Source organism: Nonomuraea sp. NPDC050643, assembly GCF_040654715.1.
GTDB lineage: Bacteria > Actinomycetota > Actinomycetes > Streptosporangiales > Streptosporangiaceae > Nonomuraea.
Window position 1 is genome coordinate 248479 of sequence record NZ_JBFAIM010000007.1, and the last position, 19820, is coordinate 268298.

At 71.7% G+C, this 19820-nt stretch carries 15 protein-coding genes; 4 read left to right on the forward strand and 11 right to left on the reverse strand.

Annotated elements, in window-relative coordinates:
* Positions 1–44 precede the first annotated feature (44 nt).
* Positions 45–2042, forward strand: a complete 1998-nt coding sequence (locus AB0I15_RS11950) for a glycosyltransferase family 2 protein (protein ID WP_358093470.1) — start codon at positions 45–47, stop codon at positions 2040–2042.
* Here AB0I15_RS11950 and AB0I15_RS11955 read toward each other — a convergent pair.
* The 5 genes from AB0I15_RS11955 to AB0I15_RS11975 are packed head-to-tail and all read right to left on the reverse strand — an operon-like array spanning position 2032 to position 8090.
* Positions 2032–3177, reverse strand: a complete 1146-nt coding sequence (locus tag AB0I15_RS11955) for a tannase/feruloyl esterase family alpha/beta hydrolase (RefSeq protein WP_358093473.1) — start codon at positions 3175–3177, stop codon at positions 2032–2034. The genes AB0I15_RS11950 and AB0I15_RS11955 overlap by 11 nt on opposite strands.
* Positions 3178–4176, reverse strand: coding sequence for an alpha/beta hydrolase (locus AB0I15_RS11960; protein WP_358093476.1), 999 nt, complete (start codon positions 4174–4176; stop codon positions 3178–3180).
* Positions 4173–5447, reverse strand: coding sequence for an MFS transporter (locus AB0I15_RS11965; RefSeq protein WP_358093479.1), 1275 nt, complete (start codon positions 5445–5447; stop codon positions 4173–4175). The genes AB0I15_RS11960 and AB0I15_RS11965 overlap by 4 nt, the downstream gene beginning before the upstream one ends.
* Positions 5448–5478: 31 nt before the next feature.
* Positions 5479–7338: a helix-turn-helix domain-containing protein gene (locus AB0I15_RS11970; protein ID WP_358093482.1), complete on the reverse strand. Its 1860-nt coding sequence runs from the start codon at positions 7336–7338 to the stop codon at positions 5479–5481.
* On the reverse strand, positions 7338–8090 hold the full coding sequence (locus AB0I15_RS11975) for a 3-hydroxybutyrate dehydrogenase (RefSeq protein ID WP_358093485.1): 753 nt from the start codon (positions 8088–8090) through the stop codon (positions 7338–7340). The genes AB0I15_RS11970 and AB0I15_RS11975 overlap by 1 nt, the downstream gene beginning before the upstream one ends.
* A gap of 238 nt (positions 8091–8328) precedes the next feature.
* Here AB0I15_RS11975 and trpD point away from each other — a divergent pair, with 238 nt between their 5' ends.
* Positions 8329–9399 (forward strand): anthranilate phosphoribosyltransferase, encoded by a 1071-nt coding sequence (trpD, locus tag AB0I15_RS11980; RefSeq protein ID WP_358093488.1) that lies wholly within the window; start codon positions 8329–8331, stop codon positions 9397–9399.
* A gap of 61 nt (positions 9400–9460) precedes the next feature.
* Here the strand turns inward: trpD and AB0I15_RS11985 are convergent, their stop codons facing one another.
* From AB0I15_RS11985 to AB0I15_RS12000, 4 genes are all read right to left on the reverse strand, one after another.
* Positions 9461–10846: a class II fumarate hydratase gene (locus AB0I15_RS11985; protein ID WP_358093491.1), complete on the reverse strand. Its 1386-nt coding sequence runs from the start codon at positions 10844–10846 to the stop codon at positions 9461–9463.
* A gap of 65 nt (positions 10847–10911) precedes the next feature.
* Positions 10912–13026, reverse strand: coding sequence for a serine/threonine-protein kinase (locus AB0I15_RS11990; RefSeq protein ID WP_358093494.1), 2115 nt, complete (start codon positions 13024–13026; stop codon positions 10912–10914).
* A gap of 35 nt (positions 13027–13061) precedes the next feature.
* The gene (locus AB0I15_RS11995) at positions 13062–14171 is read right to left on the reverse strand and encodes a serine/threonine-protein kinase (protein WP_358093497.1); all 1110 of its coding nucleotides are present in this window, start codon (positions 14169–14171) and stop codon (positions 13062–13064) included.
* A 70-nt stretch (positions 14172–14241) separates the two neighbouring features.
* Entirely contained in the window at positions 14242–14850 is a 609-nt protein-coding gene (locus AB0I15_RS12000) for a superoxide dismutase (protein ID WP_358093500.1), read from the reverse strand.
* Positions 14851–15433: 583 nt separating this feature from the next.
* Between AB0I15_RS12000 and AB0I15_RS12005 the strand changes: the two genes are divergently transcribed.
* A complete protein-coding gene (locus AB0I15_RS12005) occupies positions 15434–15622 on the forward strand; it encodes a DUF5999 family protein (protein WP_358093503.1) in 189 nt (62 codons plus the stop codon).
* Between the two features lie 88 nt (positions 15623–15710).
* Here AB0I15_RS12005 and AB0I15_RS12010 read toward each other — a convergent pair whose 3' ends face one another.
* Positions 15711–17363, reverse strand: a complete 1653-nt coding sequence (locus AB0I15_RS12010) for a fumarate hydratase (protein WP_358093506.1) — start codon at positions 17361–17363, stop codon at positions 15711–15713.
* Between the two features lie 58 nt (positions 17364–17421).
* On the reverse strand, positions 17422–18297 hold the full coding sequence (locus tag AB0I15_RS12015; RefSeq protein ID WP_358093509.1) for a DMT family transporter: 876 nt from the start codon (positions 18295–18297) through the stop codon (positions 17422–17424).
* Between the two features lie 68 nt (positions 18298–18365).
* Between AB0I15_RS12015 and AB0I15_RS12020 the strand changes: the two genes are divergently transcribed.
* On the forward strand, positions 18366–19781 hold the full coding sequence (locus AB0I15_RS12020; protein WP_358093512.1) for a PLP-dependent aminotransferase family protein: 1416 nt from the start codon (positions 18366–18368) through the stop codon (positions 19779–19781).
* Positions 19782–19820 lie beyond the last annotated feature (39 nt).

The following is a 19820-nucleotide window of genomic DNA, read 5'->3' on the forward strand; positions in this document are numbered from 1 at the left end:
CAAGCCGTCGCGCCCGATCCTGTATACGGGCGCACGCTGGCCGCATGGGTGTGAAGGTCAGTGTGATCGTCAATGTCCACAATCCGGGTGGCACCGCCGACGCGTGCATACGCTCCGCGCTGGAGCAGAGCATGCCCGCGGACGAGTACGAAGTGATCTTCGTGGACGACGGGTCCACGGACGGGATCGCCGACCGCCTGGACACCATCGCCGCGGTGCGCACGAACGTGCGCGCCATGCGCCTGCCGCACACGGGGTCGCCCATGCGCGGCCGCAACGTCGGCCTGGCCGCCGCGGCCGGCGAATACGTCTACTTCCTCGACCAGGGTGACCTCCTCGAGCGGGACGCCCTCGCCCGCATGTACGAGCGCGCGGTCGAGACCGACGCCGACGTGCTGGTCGGCCGCCTGATCCGCGACTACGGCCCCCCGACGGCCGCGTTCGCGCGCAGCACGGCCCGCGCCGACATCCTGCGCGACCGCCTGCTCACGCTGCTCATGCCGCAGCAGCTCTACCGCCGCGCCTTCCTGGAGGAGCACGAGCTCGGCTTCCCGGTGCCCGGCGGCCGGATGGCCGAGCAGGCGTTCGTGCTGCGGGCCTATTTGCAGGCCAAGGTCATCGCCGTGCTGGCCGAGCACGTCTGCTGCCACCTGGGCGAGCGCCCGCCCGCCGAGGAGGAGCCGCGGGCCATCGTCAGGGAGCTGCGCGCGCTGCTCGACGAGATCGACATCTACGTGGGCGAAGGCCGCCAGCGCGACCGCATGTACGCCCACTGGTTCCGCTACGCCGTCCTGCGCCCGCTGCTGACCAGCAAGTTCGCCGACTCCTCGGTCGACCGGGGCATGCACTTCCGCGTCGTGCAGGACCTCATCGCCCGGCGTTTCCCCGAGCGGCTCGACGCCCACCTGCCCGTCCAGCTCCGCGCGGTGGCCGCGTACGTGCGCATGGGCCGCCTGGACCAGATCGTGCTCCTGTCGAACTCCTCCAGGCGCGCCGGCCTGCGCGCCGACCTCACCCAGGTGCGCTGGGACGCGCACATCCTGGTGCTCGATCTGAACGTCGAGGTGATGGCCGGGGACGGCACGCCCGACCGGTACCGCGTCGACGGCGACCGGGTGCACTGGATCCCGCCGCGCTCGCTGGACACCAAGAACCTGCCGGACGACGTCACCGACGTCACCGACGCGGTCGACCGGGCCAGGATCGAGCTCTACGTGCGCCACACCGAGACGGGCGTCATCCACTTCCTGCCCCTCACCCAGCACGTCGAGCGCGTCCCGGCGGGCCGTCGCCGCGTCCGCGTGCGGATCAAGGGCGAGGCCCGGCTCGACGTGACCAGGGCCGCGGTCGGCCTGCCGCTGCGGCCCGGCCAGTGGGAGGTGCACGTCCGCATGTTCAGCGGCGCCAACCAGGCCAAGAGCCGGGTCGGCCGCCCGGAGGGCCCGCTCAACTGCCTGGGCGTGCTGGCCCAGCGGCCCAGGATGCGGCTGGTGGTGCCGTGCTGGAGCGACCAGGGCGAGCTGGGCCTGGCCATCGAGCCGCGCTCGTTCTCGGAGTCGATCGCGCTGGTGTCGCCGGGCGTGGTGGTCAAGCAGCTCGACGGGCACCTGTACGTCGTGCTGCCGGTGCCGTACGTGCCGCCGAGCGGCGGGCCGCCGCTGGAGCTGGTGCTGCGCAGCACCGGGCGGCGCGGACGCGAGGTGTGCGCGCCCGCGCTGGTCGAGGCCGGCGTGCCGGGCAGGATCGCCGGGCAGCTCGTGGCCAAGGTGCCGGTCAAGCGCATGATGCCGGGCACCGAGCACCTCGGCCCCGGCGGCTGGCTGTCGTCGCTGCGCTCACCCGACGAGGAGATCGGGCTCAGGTTCGCGTTGGAGATGCGCAGGGGCAAGGTCGAGGTACGCCAGGCCGCCGCCGTCGATCCCGAGCGCCGCTCGCCCATGGGCAGGGACACCGCCCTGCACCGGCTCGGCCGGCGGCTGCCCGGCGCGCGGCACATCGTGCGCCTGGCGCGCGCGGGCAGGCACCGCTACCTCAAGGACTGACCCAGCCTGCCAGCTCCTCGAAGGCGGCCCTGAAGGCCGGGAGCATGGGCTTGAGCCGGTCGGGGTGGACGTCCACCAGGCTGTCCAGGTGGTTTCCACCCTCGACCCGGTGATAGCGGAACGGCCGGTGCGGGCCGACCATCTTCGCGTAGACGTCGGAGTCGCGCGAGATCGGCAGCAGCGTGTCCAGCGTGCCGTGGAGGGTGATCAGCGGCTTGGTGATCCCGCCGGTCAGCGCGATCTTCGCCACGGCCGCGTACGGCCTGCGCTCGTCGTAGTCGTAGTCGGCCGCCGCGCCCCGGTACGACGGGTCCAGCTCCTTCTGGTAGAGCTGCTGGGTGAGCTCCCAGTAGTACTGCCGGTGGAACGGCCACAGGAACTCCGACCCGGCCGCGAACCCGGCCGCCCGCACCCCGGCCTCGTCCGGGTACGCCTTCAGCGCGGGCGGCAGGAAGTTCAGCAGGTTGTCGCCCTTGACCCGCCAGAGCGTGCCCTCCCAGTCCACGCCGCCGTCGTAGAGCCCGCCGCGGTTCTCGAGCTGCCACCTGACCAGGTAGCCGCCGTTGGAGATGCCGGCCGCGAACGTGCGCTCCGGGCGCTTGCCGTACCGCTGCCTGACGACGGCCTTGGCGGCCACCGTGAGCTGGGTGACGCGGTGGTTCCACTCGGCGATGGCGTCGCCGGGGCGGCGGCCGTCCTCGTGGAAGTTCACGCCGACGTTGCCCTTGTCGGTGGTGGCGAACGCGTACCCCTTGGACAGGACCCAGTCGGAGATCGTGTAGTCGTTGGCGTACTGCTCCCTGTTGCCGGGGGTGCCGCCGACCACGAGGCCGCCGTTCCACCTGGCCGGCAGCCTGATCACGAACTGGGAGTCGTGGTTCCAGCCGTGGGTGGCGTTGCCGGTGGAGGTGTCGGGGAAGTAGCCGTCGATCTGGACGCCGGGCACGCCCGTCGGGTTGACCGTGGCGGCCGAGTGCAGCCCGGCCCAGTCGGCGGGGTCGGTGTGACCGGTCTTCGTCGTGCCGGCCGTGGTCAGGTCGTCGAGCACGGCGACCTCCGTGTGCTCGGCGCCGGGCACCGTGAGCCGCGGCACGGGCGTCAGTAAGCTCGCCACCAGTGTGAGCGCGACCAGCATCTAGGCCTCCCTCAGGTGCTCGGTCAGCAGGCGCAGGAACTCCTCCGGCCGCTCCAGGTGCGGGCTGTGGCCGCAGTCGTCCAGCACGGCCTCCCGGTACGGGCCGTACCGCTCCAGCACCGCCCTGGTCTGCGCCACCATCGGCTGGGCCGGGGTGCCGGGGGAGCCGGGCACGACGCCGAGCGCCCCGAGGTGGGCCAGGTCGAACAGGGACGCGTCGGAGACGATCACGTCGTCGGCGCCCCTGATCCACAGGACGGGCGGCTTGGGGTCGATCTCGTGCAGGTCGTCCAGGCGGAAGTGGGTGGGGCCCAGGGCGTTGAGCACGCCGGTCTTGCCCGGGGCCACGCCCGGCCAGGCGTCGGAGGCGACGGCGTCGCCCGGGTAGTGGGCCTCGCCGACGCGGGTGGTGAGCATCGAGCGCACGTAGAAGTCCTCGTCGGGCACCGGGTGCCTGACGTAGGAGGAGCGGAAGACGCTGCGGGGCGACGTGGGGGACTCATCCGACATGTCGCCCGCCTTGAGCCGGGCCACGAAGTCGGGGTTGGCCGCCCCGGCGCCCGCGCCCGTGCCGTCCGGGTGCGTGAGCCGCCCGCCGGGGCCCTCGGTGCCGCCGTAGCCGTAGGGCGAGACCGGGTTGACCAGGGTGAGGCTCCTGACGGCCGCGGGGCGGTCGCGCAGGGCCGACAGCACGACGCCTCCGCCCATGCTCCAGCCCACCAGGTGGACCCGGTCCAGGCCCAGCGCGGCGATGAGCGCGAGCACGTCGTCGGAGTAGTCCCGCAGCCCCCTCGTGGCGTCCACCGGCACGGGGTCGCTCTCGCCGAACCCGCGCAGGTCCACCGCGAGCGGCCGGTAGCCGCCGGGCAGCGCCGCCATGCTGTCGCGCCAGAAGGCGCCGGAGGAGACGTTCCCGTGCACGAAGAGCACGGGCTCGCCGGTGGTCCTGCCCTCGACCGTCAGGACGTGCTGGGTGAGCCTCGGCGTGGTGACCCTCATCGCGCGTGTGTCCTCTCGGCCAGGTCGCGGCCCTGGGTCTCACGTGCGGCGTAGACCGCGATCAACGTGAGCACCGCCGCCAGTCCAAGATAGATCGAGATGGGCACGCTGCTCGAGTACGCCTGCAGCAGCGCCACCGCGATGATCGGCGCCAGCGCGCCGGCCACGATGGCCGAGAGCTGCGCGCCGATGGAGACGCCGGTGTAGCGCATCCTGGTGCCGAACAGCTCGGAGAAGAACGCCGCCTGGGGGCCGTACATCATGCCGTGGAAGAGCAGGCCGACGGTGACCGCGAGGGTGATCGCCAGGAAGTTGCCCGTGTCCACGAGCGGGAAGAACGCGAAGATCCACACTCCGATGCCGGCGGCGCCCGCCAGGTAGATCGGGCGGCGGCCGATCCGGTCGGACAGCGCGCCCCACATCGGGATCGTGACGAAGTGGATGGCCGAGGCGATCAGCACCGCGGTCAGCACGGTCGAGTTGTCGATCTTGATCTGTTTGGCGTAGGTGATGACGAAGACGGTCAGCAGGTAGAAGGAGATGTTCTCCGCCAGACGCGCGCCGATCGCGACGACCACGTCCTTCGAGTGGTGCCGCAGCACCCCGACGATCGGGGCCCGCTCCTCCGGCGGGGCCTGCTGGAACACCGGCGACTCGCTGATCGACAGCCGGATCCAGAGCCCGATCAGCACGAGCACGCCCGACAGCAGGAACGGCACCCGCCAGCCCCACGACAGGAACGCCTCGTCGGACTGCCAGGCGGCCAGCAGCGCCAGCACGCCGGTGGCCAGCAGGTTCCCGCCCGGCGCGCCCGCCTGCGGCCAGGAGGCCCAGAAGCCGCGGCGGGCGGTGTCGCCGTGCTCGGAGACGATGAGCACGGCGCCGCCCCACTCGCCGCCGAGCGCGAAGCCCTGCACGAGCCGCAGCGCCGTCAGCAGCAGCGCCGCCGACGGGCCCAGGGTCTCGTACGTCGGCAGGCAGCCGATCAGGAACGTCGCCGCGCCCATCAGCAGCAGGCTGACGACCAGCAGCGTCTTGCGGCCGATGCGGTCGCCGAAGTGGCCGAAGACCAGGCCGCCGAGCGGGCGGGCGATGAATCCGACGGCGTAGGTGAGGAACGACAGCAGTGTGCCGGTCAGCGGATCGGACTCGGGGAAGAAGAGCTTGTTGAACACGAGCGCGGCTGCCGAGCCGTACAGGAAGAAGTCATACCACTCGATGGTGGTGCCGATCAGGCTCGCGGCGACGATCTTCTTGATGGAAGTGGCCATGCCGGTCACGGTAAAGAGTGACCGGCGTCACTTATATGGGGTCAGGGCCCACAGTCTTCGGGGCGGTTGTGTGGCCGAGCCGGTGCAGGCGGAGCGCGAGCTGGAGCTCGAGGGCGCGGTCCGGCTCCAGCCAGCCGTCGCCGAGCAGCTTGCCGATCCGGTCGAGGCGCTGGGTGACGGTGTTGACGTGGATGTGCATGGCCTCGGCCGTACGGGAGGGGGAGCCGCCCGTGCCGAAGTAGGTCGCCAGCGTGTCGGTCAGCGCGGTGCCCCGGCGGGCGTCGTAGTCGACCACCGCGCCCAGCACCCGGTCCACGAACCCGCCCACGTCACGGCCGTCGCCGACCAGCAGCCCCACGAACCCCAGCTCGGCCGCGCTCGCGCCGTCGCCGGCCCGCCCCAGGGCGATCAGGGCGTCCGCGCACCGCCGCGCCTCCAGGTAGGCGGCGGCCACGTCCGGGGCCCGCGACGCGCCCGCCGTGGCCGGGCTGTGCAGCGACGCGCTCAGCTCGGCGGCCACGCGCCGCGCCAGGCCGCCGGCGTCCGTGCCCGGCAGCAGCAGCACCACCTCGTCACCGCGCCCCGCGGCCAGTCCGTGCCGCACCGTGGCCTGCGAGGAGGCCCAGAACGCGGCCCGCTCCCGCTGCCCGCCGTGCTTGACCGCCACGACCACGTGCGGCGCGCCCAGGTCGACGCCCAGCCTGCGGGCCCGGTCGGCCAGCCCGGGAGAGCCGGGCCTGGAGATCAGGTCGTCGAGCAGCTCGCCCCTGACCCGCCCCTCGGCCTCGGCCACGCTCCTGCGGAACAGCAGCAGCAGCGCGCACACCAGCGCCGCCCGCTCCAGGATGCGCTCGTCGGCGTCGTCGCTGCGCAGGATCAGCGTGCACAGCGGCTCTCCGCCGACGTCCACGGACGCGATCAGCAGATCACCCCGCCGCACCGTACGCCCCAGCGCCCTGGACGCCTGAGCCGCCTCGAACACCCCGGCGTCCAGCTCGCCCACGTCGCCGCTGATCGCCCGCCCCAGGTCGTCGAGCACGGCCAGCGACCCGCCGAGCACGTCGGTCACCACGGCGGCGACGTCCTCGATCCCGCCGCCGCGCAGCACCAGCGAGGTCATCCGGTCATGGGCCATCGCGGCCCGCTCGACGGCCTCCCCGTGCTCCCTGGCGGTCCTGTGGGCCTGGGAGAGCTCCTCCAGCGCGTTCCGGGTCTCCTGCAGCAGCCTGGCGTTGTCGATCGCGACGGCGGCGTGCGCGGCCAGACTGCCCAGCAGCGACACCTCCTCCTGGTGGAAGGGCCGCGCGCTGCGGTTGGCCGCCATCAGCACGCCGATCACCCGCTGCCCGAGCCGCAGCGGCACGCCGAGGATGGCGACCAGCCCCTCCTCCGTGACGGCCTCGTCGATGTCGTCCTTGTGCCGGAACCTGGCGTCGGCGAAGTAGTCGGCGGTCGAGTACGGCGTCGCCGTCTGCGCCACCAGCCCGCCCAGCCCCGCCCCCATGGCCAGCCGCAACGCCCGGAACTTGGCCGAGATCGACCCGTCGGTGACCCGCATGTACGTGTCGCCCCGCTCGGGGTCGTGCAGCGTCATGTACGCGACGTCGGTGGCCAGGAGCTGCCTGGCCCGATGCACGATGGCCTCCAGCACGGCGTCGAGGTCGCGCAGCGCGGCCAGGTCGCCGGCCGTGTCGTAGAGCGCCGACAGCTCGGCCTCGCGCCGGGCGCGCCGCTTGAGCAGGGCGCGCACCCTGAGCGCCTCGACCTTGGCCTGCTCCAGCTCCTCGATCGTGGCCGGATCCGCGCCGGCCGCCCTGGCCTGGATGATCGGCCCCTCGAACTCGACCGCCGACGCCTCCCTGGCCAGCAGCTCCAGAAACCTCCTGCTCACTAGCGCGCCGTCCAGCCACCGTCCACGGGCAGCGACACGCCGGTGATGAACGCCCCGCTCGGCCCGCACAGGTATGCCACCAGCTCGGCCACCTCCTCGGGCTCGATCAGCCGCTTGACGGCCGCCGGTTCCAGCATGATGTTCTCGACCACCTCGTCGGGCTCGATGCCGTGCACCCTGGCCTGGTCGGCGATCTGCGCCTCGACCAGCCCGGTCCGCACGTAGGCCGGGCAGACGCAGGTCGAGGTCACCCCGTGCGGCGCCCCTTCGAGGGCCACCACCTTGGAGAACCCCTCCAGCCCGTGCTTGGCCGCCGTGTAGGCCGACTTGTACGGCGAGGCCCGCAGCCCGTGCACCGACGAGATGTTCACGAACCTGCCCCAGCCCCGGGCGTACATGCCGGGCAGCACCTTCCGCGCGATCAGGAACGGCGCCTCGACCATGACCCTGAGCATCGCCCCGAACACCTCGGGCGGGAACTCCTCGATCGGCGCGACGTGCTGGAACCCGGCGTTGTTCACCACGATGTCGACGGGCTCGTCGGGCAGCGCGGCGGCGAACCCGGGATCGTTCAGGTCGGCCACCACGGCCGTGCCGCCGATCTCGGCGGCGACCTTCTCCGCGGGCTCGGCCCGCATGTCCACGACCAGCACCCTGGCCCCCGCCGTGGCCAGCCGCCGGGCGCACGCCGCCCCGATGCCGCCTCCGGCCCCCGTCACCAGCGCGGTCCGCCCCGTCAGATCCTTCGCCATGCTCCGAACACTAGGCGGTCGCCGCGCCGCGACGCATAGGTGCCGCCGACATAGATCGGTGTGACGCTATGTGGATCAGCTCATCTGCTATGTTGGGCCACATGATCGCGTATTCGTTCTCGTGGTGGCCCGCCTTCTAGGCGGACCTCCCAGCGCATACGCACATGGCCGCCTCGACGAGGCGGCCCACCTGCATGTCGCACGCGCCCCCGTCGAGCACTGACGAGAAAGGGCGCTCATGACGACCACCACCACCTGGCCGGGCCTGTTCACCACGCTGCTCGGCGGCACCTCGCTCACCGCGCGCCAGGCCGCCTGGGCCATGGACCAGATCATGTCGGGGCAGGCCACGAACGCCCAGATCGCCGCGTTCGCCATCGCGCTGCGGGCCAAGGGCGAAAGCGTGGCCGAGGTGGCCGGGCTGGCCGACGGCATGCTCGCCAAGGCGGCCGCGATCAGGATCTCCGGCGACCCCGTCGATCTCGTCGGCACCGGCGGCGACCGGGCCAACACCGTGAACGTCTCCACCATGGCCGCCATCGTGGCCGCCGCCACGGGCGTGAAGGTGGTCAAGCACGGCGGCCGGGCCGCCTCCTCCATGGCGGGCGCGGCCGACGTGCTCGAGGAGCTCGGCGTGGTCATCGACCTGCCGCCGGCCGCCGTGGTCGACGTGGCGGACGAGGTCGGGATCACGTTCTGCTTCGCGCCCGCCTTCAACCCGGCGATGAGACACACCTCGGGGCCCCGCCGCGAGCTGGGGGTGCCCACGGTCTTCAACTTCCTGGGCCCGCTCACCAACCCCGCCCTGCCGCCCGCCCAGGCGGTCGGCGTCTTCCACCCGTCGATCGCCCCGATCATCGCGGGCGTGCTGGCCGAGCGCGGCGGCTCGTCGCTGGTGTTCAGGGGTGACGACGGGCTCGACGAGCTCACGACCTGCGGGCCCTCGACCGTCTGGGTGGTACGCCGGGGCACCGTGACGCCTACCGGCTTCGACCCGCTGGACCTGTCGATCCCGCGCGCCCGCCCCGACGACCTGCGGGGCGGCGACGCGCGGCACAACGCGGACGTGGCGCGCGCGGTCCTGGGCGGCGAGCGGGGGCCGGTGCGCGACATCGTGCTGCTCAACGCGGCCGCCGCCGTGGTGGCCGCCGAGGGCACGCCGCGGGCGCCCGACCTCACGCCCGCCCTGGCGGCGGCGTACAAGCGGGCCGGGGACGCCGTCGACGCCGGCGCCGCCCAGTCCCTGCTCACCCGCTGGGCCCAGGCCACGCGCGCCGCCGCGACCGGGATCCAGCCGGTCAGGATGTAGCCCCTACCGGCCGGGCGCGCCGGGTCGCCGGTCCGGGACGGGCGCGCCCTCGGGCCGGCGGTCAGGGTCGGGTCATCGAGAGCACGTCGAGCGCGGCGTCGAGCTGGTCCTCGGTCACGGTGCCGTCGGCCACGTGGCCGCGTTCGATGACGACCTCGCGGATGGTCTTGCGCTCCGCCAGGGCCTGCTTGGCTATCTTGGCCGCCTCCTCATAGCCGACGTACCGGTTCAGGGGGGTGACGATCGACGGGGACGACTCGGCGTACTCGCGCAGGCGGTCGACGTTCGCCGTGATCCCGGTGACGCAGCGGTCGGCGAGCAGGCGCGAGACGTTCGCCAGCAGCCTGATCGACTCCAGGATGTTGCGCGCGATGACCGGGAGCTGCACGTTGAGCTCGAACGTGCCCGACGCGCCGGCGAACGTGATCGCCGCGTCGTTGCCGATGACCTGGGCCGCGACCATGGCCGTGGCCTCGGGGATCACCGGGTTGACCTTGCCCGGCATGATGGACGAGCCGGGCTGCAGGTCCGGCAGGTTGATCTCGCCGAGCCCGGCGCGCGGGCCCGAGCCCATCCAGCGCAGGTCGTTGGCGATCTTCGTGAGGGAGACCGCCACCACCTTGAGCTGGCCCGACAGCTCGACGATGGAGTCTTGGGCGCTCTGGGCCTCGAAGTGGTCCCTGGCCTCGAGGAACGGGATCCCGGTCGCCTCCCGCAGCTTGCCGATGGCCTCGTGGGCGAACCCCTGGGGCGTGTTGATGCCCGTGCCCACGGCGGTGCCGCCCAGGGGCAGCTCCAGCACGTGCTCGAGCGCCGCCGTGACGCGTACGACGCCGTGTTCGATCTGCGTGGCGTAGCCGCCGAACTCCTGGCCCAGGGTCACCGGGGTCGCGTCCATCAGATGTGTGCGGCCCGACTTCACCACGCCGTCGAACTCGATCGCCTTCTCCCGCAGCGCCTCCGCCAGGTGCTTGAGCGAGGGCAGCAGGTGGTAGGTCACCTCGGTCGCCGCCGCCACGTGGATGGAGGTCGGGAAGACGTCGTTGGACGACTGGGAGGCGTTCACGTGGTCGTTGGGATGAACGGCCCGGCCCAGCCGCTCCTCGGCCAGCGTCGCGATCACCTCGTTGGCGTTCATGTTGGACGAGGTGCCGGAACCGGTCTGGAAGACGTCGATCGGGAAGTGGGCGTCGTGCTCGTTCTCCGCCACGTCGGCCGCGGCCTGCGCGATCGCCTCCGCCAGGTCCTTGTCGATCACGCCCAGCTCGCCGTTGACCTCCGCGGCCACCGCCTTGATCAGGCCGAGCGCGGCGATGTGGGACGGCTCCAGCGGCCGTCCGGAAACCGGGAAGTTCTCCACTGCCCGCTGGGTCTGCGCGCGCCACCTGGCGCCTGCGGGCACGCGCACCTCACCCATCGAGTCATGTTCGATTCTGAACTCGCTCATGACTTCAGTCTGGCTCACGACCGCCGGCCCGGGCCGGAGACACCCACCCCGGCCGGGCGAACCGGTCAGCTCGAGAGGAGGGCCACGATGAGAACGGCGATCACCACGGCGGCCGCGGCGGCCACCGCCATCAGCACCAGCATGCCGTTGCGGTTGCCCGCGGGCTTCTGCTCCGGCTGCCCGGCGATGGCGAACAGGTCGGTGCCGAGGCCCTGGCTTTCGTGCACGCCCTGCTGCGGGCCCCCTTGCTGCGGGCCCCCTTGCTGCGGGCCCCCTTGCTGCGGGCCCTGCGGCGTCGTGTGCTGCGGTGAGCCGGGCTGCCCGGCGGGCACCGGGTAGACCTGCTGCCCAGGAGGCCCGCCCGTGGGGATGCGGGTCGTGGCGATGGTGGACTCGTCGCCGGAGTATGGAGGGCGGCCCTGCTCCGGGGCGGCGGGGGCCGGTCCCTTCGGGCGCGCGATGCTGACCGTGCGTTCGGGGTCGTAGTCGCCCCCACCGGACGGCGCACCGCCGCCGGGCGCGCCCGCGTGCGGCCCGGTGCCCTGCGAGGCGAAGCCCTGCTGCCCTGACTGCTGCGGGCGGCCCGGAGCGGTGCTGTGCGGCCCGGTGGGTGCGCTGGGCCCACGCCCCGGCCCCTGCGGCCCGAACGCGCCGCCTGGTTGCCCGGATCCCGGTCCTTGTGGTCCGAACGCGCCGCCTGGTTGCCCGGCACCCGGCCCCTGCGGCCCGAACGCGCCGCCTGGTTGCCCGGCACCCGGTCCCTGTGGCCCGAAGGCACCACCCTGCTGCTCGGCGCCCGGCCCTTGCGGTCCGCCCCCCGGTCCCTGGGGTCCGGCTCCGCGGCTCTGTGAGCCGGTGCCCGGCCCCTGCGGGCCTGCTCCAGGACGTCCGGCCCCGGAGCCGGCGCCCGGTCCCTGTGGGCCTGGTCCAGGGCCCTGCTGACCGGACCAGGGCCCCTGTGGCCCGGAACCGGGTTGCGGGTGCATACCGGGGCCCTGCTGCCCGCCCGGGCCTCCCGCCGGCCGCCGTCCGGGCGCTCCGGGGGCCTGCCCGCCGGGCCCGCCGGCTCCCTGTGCGGCCGGCCTCTGTGCGGCCGGCCTCTGCGCGCCGGGCCCGCCGGGGCCCTGCATGCCGGGGCCGCTCGAACCGCCAGGTCCGGGTAGGGGACCGCCCGGCCCGCCCGGCCCGCCAGGCACGGGACCGCCCGGGACGCCGGCCTTCGGGGCGCCTCGGCCCGCGGGAGCCGGGCCGGAACCACCCGCGCCTGCGGCGGGGGTTTTCGGGGCGGTGAACGGGTCGGGCAAAGCGGCCTCCTGCGCCATAAGAGCCTCGGCCGTGAGCACCGGCATCTCGCTCGTGGGGGTGTCGGCGACCATGCGCAGCAGGGTCTCCGCCTTGGCAGCGCCGAGTCGCTGCCGGTAGTCCTTGGCCAGCAGTCCGTTCAGCACGGGCCGAAGCTGTCCCGCCTGCGCGGGCGGGTCGGCGCTCTCGGTCAACAGCGCCGCCAGCGTCTCCGCGATCGTGGACCGCTCGTACGCCGGCCGCCCCTCGACCGCGAAGTAAAGAGTCGCCCCGAGCGACCAGAGATCCGACTCGGGACCGGTGTATTCGCCCCTGGCACGTTCCGGGGCCGTGTAGCCGGGTGATCCGATGACCATGCCCGTCTTCGTCAGCCGCGAGTCGCCCTCCGCCTTGGCGATGCCGAAGTCGGTCAGCACGACGCGGCCGCTCTCGGTGATGAGCACGTTGCCCGGCTTGACGTCACGGTGGGTGATGCCCTGGGCGTGCGCCGCGCGCAGCGCCCCGAGCAGGTCGACCCCGATCTCCGCCACGAGCCGTGGCGGCAGTGGCCCCTCCTCCTCGATGACCTGCTCGAGCGAGCGGGCCTCGATGAGCTCCATGATGATCCACGGGCTGTCGTCCTGAATCAGCACGTCGTGGATGGCGGCCACGGACGGGTGGTTGATCCGTGCGGCGATGCGACCCTCGCGGACCATGCGTTCGCGCAGCTCGGCCCGCTGTTCCTCGGTGAGACCCGGGTCCTGGCGGATTTCCTTGACCGCCACCTCGCGCCCGAGCGCGCGGTCGCGGGCGCGCCACACGGTGCCCATCGTGCCCCGGCCTAGCGGGGTGACGAGCTCGTAGCGTTCCGCGAGCAGGCGTGTCTGCTGTTCCGGCATGAGAAGAAGATATCGATTCTCGCTTGGGAAGTGCTTTACCCTCGCTTGCGAAGTTCTCTTGGCCAGAACCGCCGAGGAAGACACAACTTTATCACCGTCGCTTTGAAACGGGCATAAGCGGACGGAGTCGGCCGCGGTTCAACGCGCTTCCTGTGCACGCCCTCACCTGGTTTGCGTTCGAGCCTGGGCGGCGGCACGTTCACCTGCGTCGTGACGGCGTCGGCCCGGTGCAGCCCGCGGTGCGCGGGCTTGCGCACGAAGGAGGGCGGGGTGACGGCCGGCCCGGGGCGGACGAACCTGCGCGGGGGCAGCGGCTCCTCGGCCGAGCCGCCCGCGGCCACCCTGGCCAGCATGAGCGAGGCGCGTACGGAGTCGAGCCTGGTCGCCGGGTCGATCCTGAGCAGCGCGTCGAGCACGGGCGCCAGCGGGCCCGCCTTGGTCATCGGGATCGGCTCGCCGCTGGTCAGGGCCGCGAGCGCGGCGGCGGCCGTACGGCGCCCGTGCAGGCCCCGGCCCTCGACGGCGGTGTAGAGGGTCGCGCCGAGCGACCACAGATCGCCCGCGGGGCTGGCCTTCGAGCCGAGCACCCGCTCTGGAGCGATGTATCCCGCGGACCCCAGAACGATGCCCGCCTGGGTAATGGAAACGTCACCTTCGAGCGCGGCCAGGCCGAAGTCGGTGAGGACCGCGCGGTCCTCGGTCACCAGCACGTTGCTCGGCTTGACGTCGCGGTGCAGGATCCCCTTGGCGTGCACCGCGCGCAGCGCGCCGAGGATCTGCCGGCCGATCTCGGCGGCCCTGCGGGGATGGAGCGGTCCTTGTTCCTGGATGAGCTGCTCCAGGGACTTGGCCCGGAGCAGCTCCATCACGATCCACGGCCGGTCGTCCTCGGTGACCACGTCGAAGACCGTGATGACCGACGGATGAGCGACCATCGCGGTGGCCCGGCCCTCGCGTTCGGTGCGCGCGCACAGCTCGGCGCGCAACTCCTCGTCGAGCACGGTCGGCAGCCGCACTTCCTTGACCGCCACGTCCCGGTCGAGCAGCTCGTCATGTGCCCGCCAAACGGTGCCCATGCCGCCCCGACCAACCGGCTCCAAGAGCCGATAGCGCGCGGCGAGTAGGTAACCGGAGGGCGCACGCATGCCAGGCAGCTTACCTATTTGTGTAAACCGACCAGTAGAGGCGGGGCCGATAATTTGTTGCGAACTTAAGTCAACCCGCCTGACTCGTCACGTCAGCAAACCTCCCGGCCACATCCTCCCAGTTGATGAGGCCCCACAGTTTCTCGACGTAGTCCGGGCGGACGTTGCGATACTGAAGGTAGTACGCGTGCTCCCACGCGTCGAACACGAGCAGGGGAGTGGTGTTCATCCCCACGTTGCCGTGGTGGTCGTAGATCTGCTCGACGACGAGCCGGCGGCCGAGCGGCTCCCAGGCCAGCACGCCCCAGCCGGAGCCCTGCACCGACGCGGTGGCCGTGGTGAGCTGCTTCTGGAACGCCTCGAAGGTGCCGAAGTGCGCGTCGATGGCGTCCTTCAGGGCTCCGTCCGGGCGGTCGCCGCCGTCGGGCGAGAGGTTCTCCCAGAAGATCGAGTGCAGCACGTGCCCGGACAGGTTGAAGGCGAACGTCTTCTCCAGGCCCACCAGGTTCGTGAACTCGCTCTTGTCGCGGGCCTCGGCGAGGCGCTCGAGCGTGTCGTTGGCGCCCTTGACGTAGGCCGCGTGGTGCTTGGCGTGGTGCAGCTCCAGGATCTCGCCGGTGATGGCGGGTTCGAGCGCGGCGTAGTCGTACGGCATGTCGGGAAGGGTGTAGTCCCCCATGAGTCCTCCTTGTCGATCTCTGAGGGGACACTATTGCAACTTATTCGCAACTGCATCAGACTTGCGACCTAGGTCTTCCCCTTGGCAGTGTGTCCAGGGTCAGATTGGTCCAGCCGCGCGGGCGGTCTCACCGGCCGCCCGCGCGAGCGACCCGCCCGGCTTCCTTGGAGCGTTTGCGCAGCTCGCCGGGCATGTGTGTCGATCAGCACAGCACCGCGCCGGAAAATTGTGCATGATGCCTCGTAGGGGAGTTTCAGGCGTACGGCAGGCTGGCTGACAGGAACAACGGGGCCCGGTCAGCGAGTTGTAAGGGTGTCGTAAGGCAACGGGGGCATGGTGAAGCCATGAAAGAAGGCGAGCTCCTGGAGACGGCCGGAAACTGTCGGTCCCGATCCGCAAACTGGAGACATACGCCAGGCCGCTAACGACGAACTCTTAAAGGACGTGATGAAGATGCGCCAGACCCAGGTTCGCCGCCGACCGAAGAAGTCGACCAGAGCCGCACTGGACCTTCGCACGCCGTCGGGGCGACAGCTGCCCTTTTGAGAACCAGCAATCCGGAGCGCAATCTGAGAGGTGCGCGATGTGCAGTCACCACCCCGCCTGCCCAAGTGCCGACTCGCTCGACCGTGAGGCTTCACACGTGATCTCGGCCCACCCCGACCAGGGCTGGAGCCTTCTTTGCAACGGCATCGTGCTCTTCGACGACACCGGTCTGCTGCTGCCTGACGGCACCGTCGTGGCGCCGCACCGGGCGCCGGTGGCCGCTTGACCCTCTCCTGAGGCCGGAGCAGGAGCTTGCCCGACTCCGGCCGGTGCCGAGCGGCGTGATCGCCTGCCCGGCACCCACCCTGAGGCCGTCAGCGGCGGCCGATCGACAGGACGGGTCCCGTCTTGTCGGTGAAGAAGTCGTCTCCCTTGTCGTCCACGACGATGAACGCCGGGAAGTCGACGACCTCGATCTTCCAGACCGCTTCCATACCCAGCTCGGGATATTCGAGCACCTCGACCTTCTTGATGCAGTCCTGGGCCAGCCGGGCCGCGGGGCCGCCGATGGAGCCCAGGTAGAAGCCGCCGTGCTGCAGGCACGCCTCCGTGACCTGCTTGGACCTGTTGCCCTTGGCCAGCATCACCATCGAGCCGCCCGCCGCCTGGAAACGCCCCACGTACGAGTCCATGCGCCCGGCCGTCGTCGGGCCGAACGAGCCCGAGGCGTACCCCTCGGGGGTCTTGGCCGGTCCCGCGTAGTAGACGGCGTGGTCTTTCAGGTATTGCGGCATCTCGCCGCCGTCGTCGAGCAGCTCGGCGATCTTCGCGTGCGCGATGTCGCGGGCGACGACGAGCGGGCCGGTGAGGGAGAGCCGCGTCTTGACCGGATATTTCGTCAGTTCGGCGAGGATCTCCGCCATGGGACGGTTGAGGTCGACCTGCACCACGTCGTCCGAGAGGTGCTCGTCGGTCGTCTCCGGCAGGTAGCGGGCCGGGTCGGTCTCCAGCTTCTCCAGGAACACGCCCTCTGGCGTGATCTTGGCCAGCGCCTGGCGGTCGGCCGAGCAGGAGACCGCGATGGCCACCGGGCAGGAGGCGCCGTGGCGGGGCAGGCGGATGACGCGGACGTCGTGACAGAAGTATTTGCCGCCGAACTGCGCGCCGATGCCGAGCTTCTGCGTCAGCTCGAAGACCTTGGCCTCCATCTCGAGGTCCCGGAACCCGTGCCCGGAGGCCGTGCCCTCGGTGGGAATCGAGTCGAGGTAGCGGGCGCTGGCGTATTTCGCGGTCTTGAGCGCGTATTCGGCGGAGGTGCCGCCCACGACGATCGCCAGATGGTACGGCGGGCAGGCCGCGGTGCCCAGCGAGCGGATCTTCTCCTCCAGGAAGGCCAGCATGCGCTTCTCGTTGAGCACGGCCTTGGTCTCCTGGTACAGGAACGACTTGTTGGCCGAGCCGCCGCCCTTGGCCATGAACAGCAGCTTGTACTCGTCGGGGTGGCCGTGGGGGTCCTCGGCGTACAGCTCGATCTGGGCGGGCAGGTTGCTGCCGGTGTTCTTCTCCTCCCACATGGTCAGCGGGGCCATCTGGGAGTAACGCAGGTTGAGCTTGGTGTAGGCGTCGTAGACGCCGCGTGAGACGTGCTCGGCGTCGAGCCCGTCGGTCAGCACGTGCCGGCCGCGCTTGCCCATGACGATGGCGGTGCCGGTGTCCTGGCACATCGGCAGCACGCCGCCGGCCGAGATGGAGGCGTTCTTCAGCAGGTCGAGCGCCACGAAGCGGTCGTTGCCGCTGGACTCGGGGTCATCGACGATCTTCCGGAGCTGGGCCAGGTGGGAGGCCCGCAGGAAGTGGGAGATGTCATGGACGGCCGTCTCGGTCAGCAGCCGCAACGCCTCGGGCTCGACCTCGAGAAACGTACGCCCAGCCGCTTCGACCTTCCGCACCCCCTCCGAAGTGATCAGCCGATATTCCGTCTCATCGGCGCCAAGCGGGAGCAGGTCGGTGTAGTCGAACTCGCCCATGTCCATCCTTTCGGTCCTCCAGAAGAGTACGCGCCTCCGGAACGACCGGCGGACGGGCTCAGGCCTCCGACGGGCGGACGGCCGCCTTCGCGCGCGAGCGCTCGGCGGTCAGGCCCAGCAGGATGCCCGCGACGACCAGCCCCGCGCCCAGCAGGTCGTACACCGTCGGCATGGCGACCCCGAGGATCGCCCCCGTCGCGATGGCCGCCACCGGGATGAGCCCCGCGAACAGCCCCGCGCGCCCGGGGCCGAGCTTGGGCAGCGAGTTGTACCAGAGGAAGAACGCCACGACGGTGACCACGATCGCCAGGTACGCGAACCCGAGCGCCTCGGTCACGGTCGGCGTCCGGAACATCGCCCTGCCCTCGACGGCGAGCCCGATCACGGCCAGCATCGGCACGGCCAGCGCCGTCGAGTACGCCGACACCCTGATCGCCCCCAGCCTCGGCAGCAGCGGGATGGCCAGCATGGAGAAGCACACCTCGCCCACGAGCGCCCCCAGCGCCCACAGCAGGCCGGTCAGGGTGCCGCTGCCGAGCCCCGTGGCCAGCGTCGCCCCCGCCACCACCACGCACGCCGCGATCAGCAGCCGGGGCGCCGGACGTCCCTCGGCCAGCGCGAGGGCCAGCGGCACGGTGCCCAGCACGGTCCCGACCAGCGCGGGGCCCGAGTCGGCGGTCGACTGGATCACGCAGACGTTGAAGAGCACCAGGCCGAAGAGCGTGAGCCCGGCCAGGCACAGGGCCTCGCGCAGAGTGAGGCGCACGAACCGCAGGCCGAGCGCTCCCGTTATGACAAGCAGAATGACCGAAGCCACGAGATACCGAACGGCCTGGCCGCCGTATATGGGATAGCCGTCGACGAGGCCGGCGACTCCGGCCAGCGTTCCGACGAGGAACATGGCCGAGGCGGCGCCCAGGATTCCGTTTTTCATGCGAAGGATGCTAGAGAGACAATGGTTCCCGCAAACAGTCCAATGTCCCGCCAGATGACAGGACCAATATGGCTGACCTCCATATCAAGATAAATCGCGATAAGGGGGGTATAGCCGGTCAGATCGCCTCTGAGCTGCGCGACTCCATCCGGGGCGGCAGGCTCGCCCCCGGCACCCGCCTGCCCGCCACCCGCGACCTCGCCACCGACCTCCAGGTCTCCCGAGGCGTGGTCGTGGAGGCGTACGAGCAGCTCGTCGCCGAGGGCTTCCTGGTCTCCCGGGTGGGCGTCGGCACGCAGGTCACCCCCAAGACCGCCGCGCGGGTGAACAACACCCGCCAGCGCGGCACCGCCCCGCCCCGGCCCAAGCCGGTACGCCGGGCACCCGGCACCCCCGCGTGCGCTCCCTACTACGGACATCGCCCCACCTCCCCCGACCTCAGCCACTTCCCTCGTGAACGCTGGCTGGCGGCCGTCAGGCACGTCCTGACCACCGTACCCTCCGACGCGCTCGATTACGGGGACCCTGGCGGCGTGCCTGAGCTGCGAGAAGAGCTGGCCGGCTACCTCAGGCGGGTCAGGGCGGCGGACGTGCGGCCGGAGAACCTCGTCATCGTGGGCGGCGTGGCACAGGGGCTCAGCCTGGTCCTGCACGTGCTGACCCAGCACCGCACGCTCCGGCTGGCCGTGGAGGACCCGACGAGCAACCGCCAGGCCCCGCTGCTGCGGCGGGCCGGGGCGCACCTGGTGCCGGTCCCGGTGGACGAGCAGGGCCTCGACGTGCGCAAACTCAGCGGCGACGCCGTGCTCGTGACACCCGCGCACCAATACCCGACCGGCGTGGTCCTGTCCCCGCCACGCCGGGCCGCGCTCATGGAATGGGCCTACGCGGGCAACCGGGCGATCCTGGAGGACGACTACGACGCCGAGTTCCGCTTCGACCGCGACCCCGTCGGCTGCCTGCAGGGCCTGGCGCCCGACCGGGTGATCCTGTCGGGCAGCGTCAGCAAGGCGCTCGCGCCGGGGCTGCGGCTGGGCTGGGTGGCGGCGCCGGCCGAGCTGGCCGAGGCGATCCGGCGCGCGCGGGGCGAGCTGGACCTGGGCTCGCCGGTCATCGACCAGTACGCGCTGGCGCACTTCCTGCGTACCGGCGGCTACGACAGGCACCTGCGGCGCATGCGCAGGGAATACCGCCGCCGCAGGGACGCCCTGGTCAGGGCGCTGGCCGAGGAGTTGCCCGAGGTCCGGGTCAAGGGGATCGACGCGGGGCTGCACGTGTACCTGGAGCTGCCGGGCGACTGGGACGAGCTGCGCACCGTACGCGCCGCGCAGGAGCTGGGCCTGTCGGCCGAGCCCGTCGGGCCGATGCGGGAGCTGCCGGGGCCGCCGGCCTTGGTGGTGGGCTTCGCCCGGTTGCCCGCGCACAAGGCGGCCGAGGCCGTCTGGGGGTTGAAGGTCAGAATGTCAGGACAAAGTGTTGACTGAAGGAGAAACCCTCGCCTAGAAAGAAATCCCGAGCCCGAA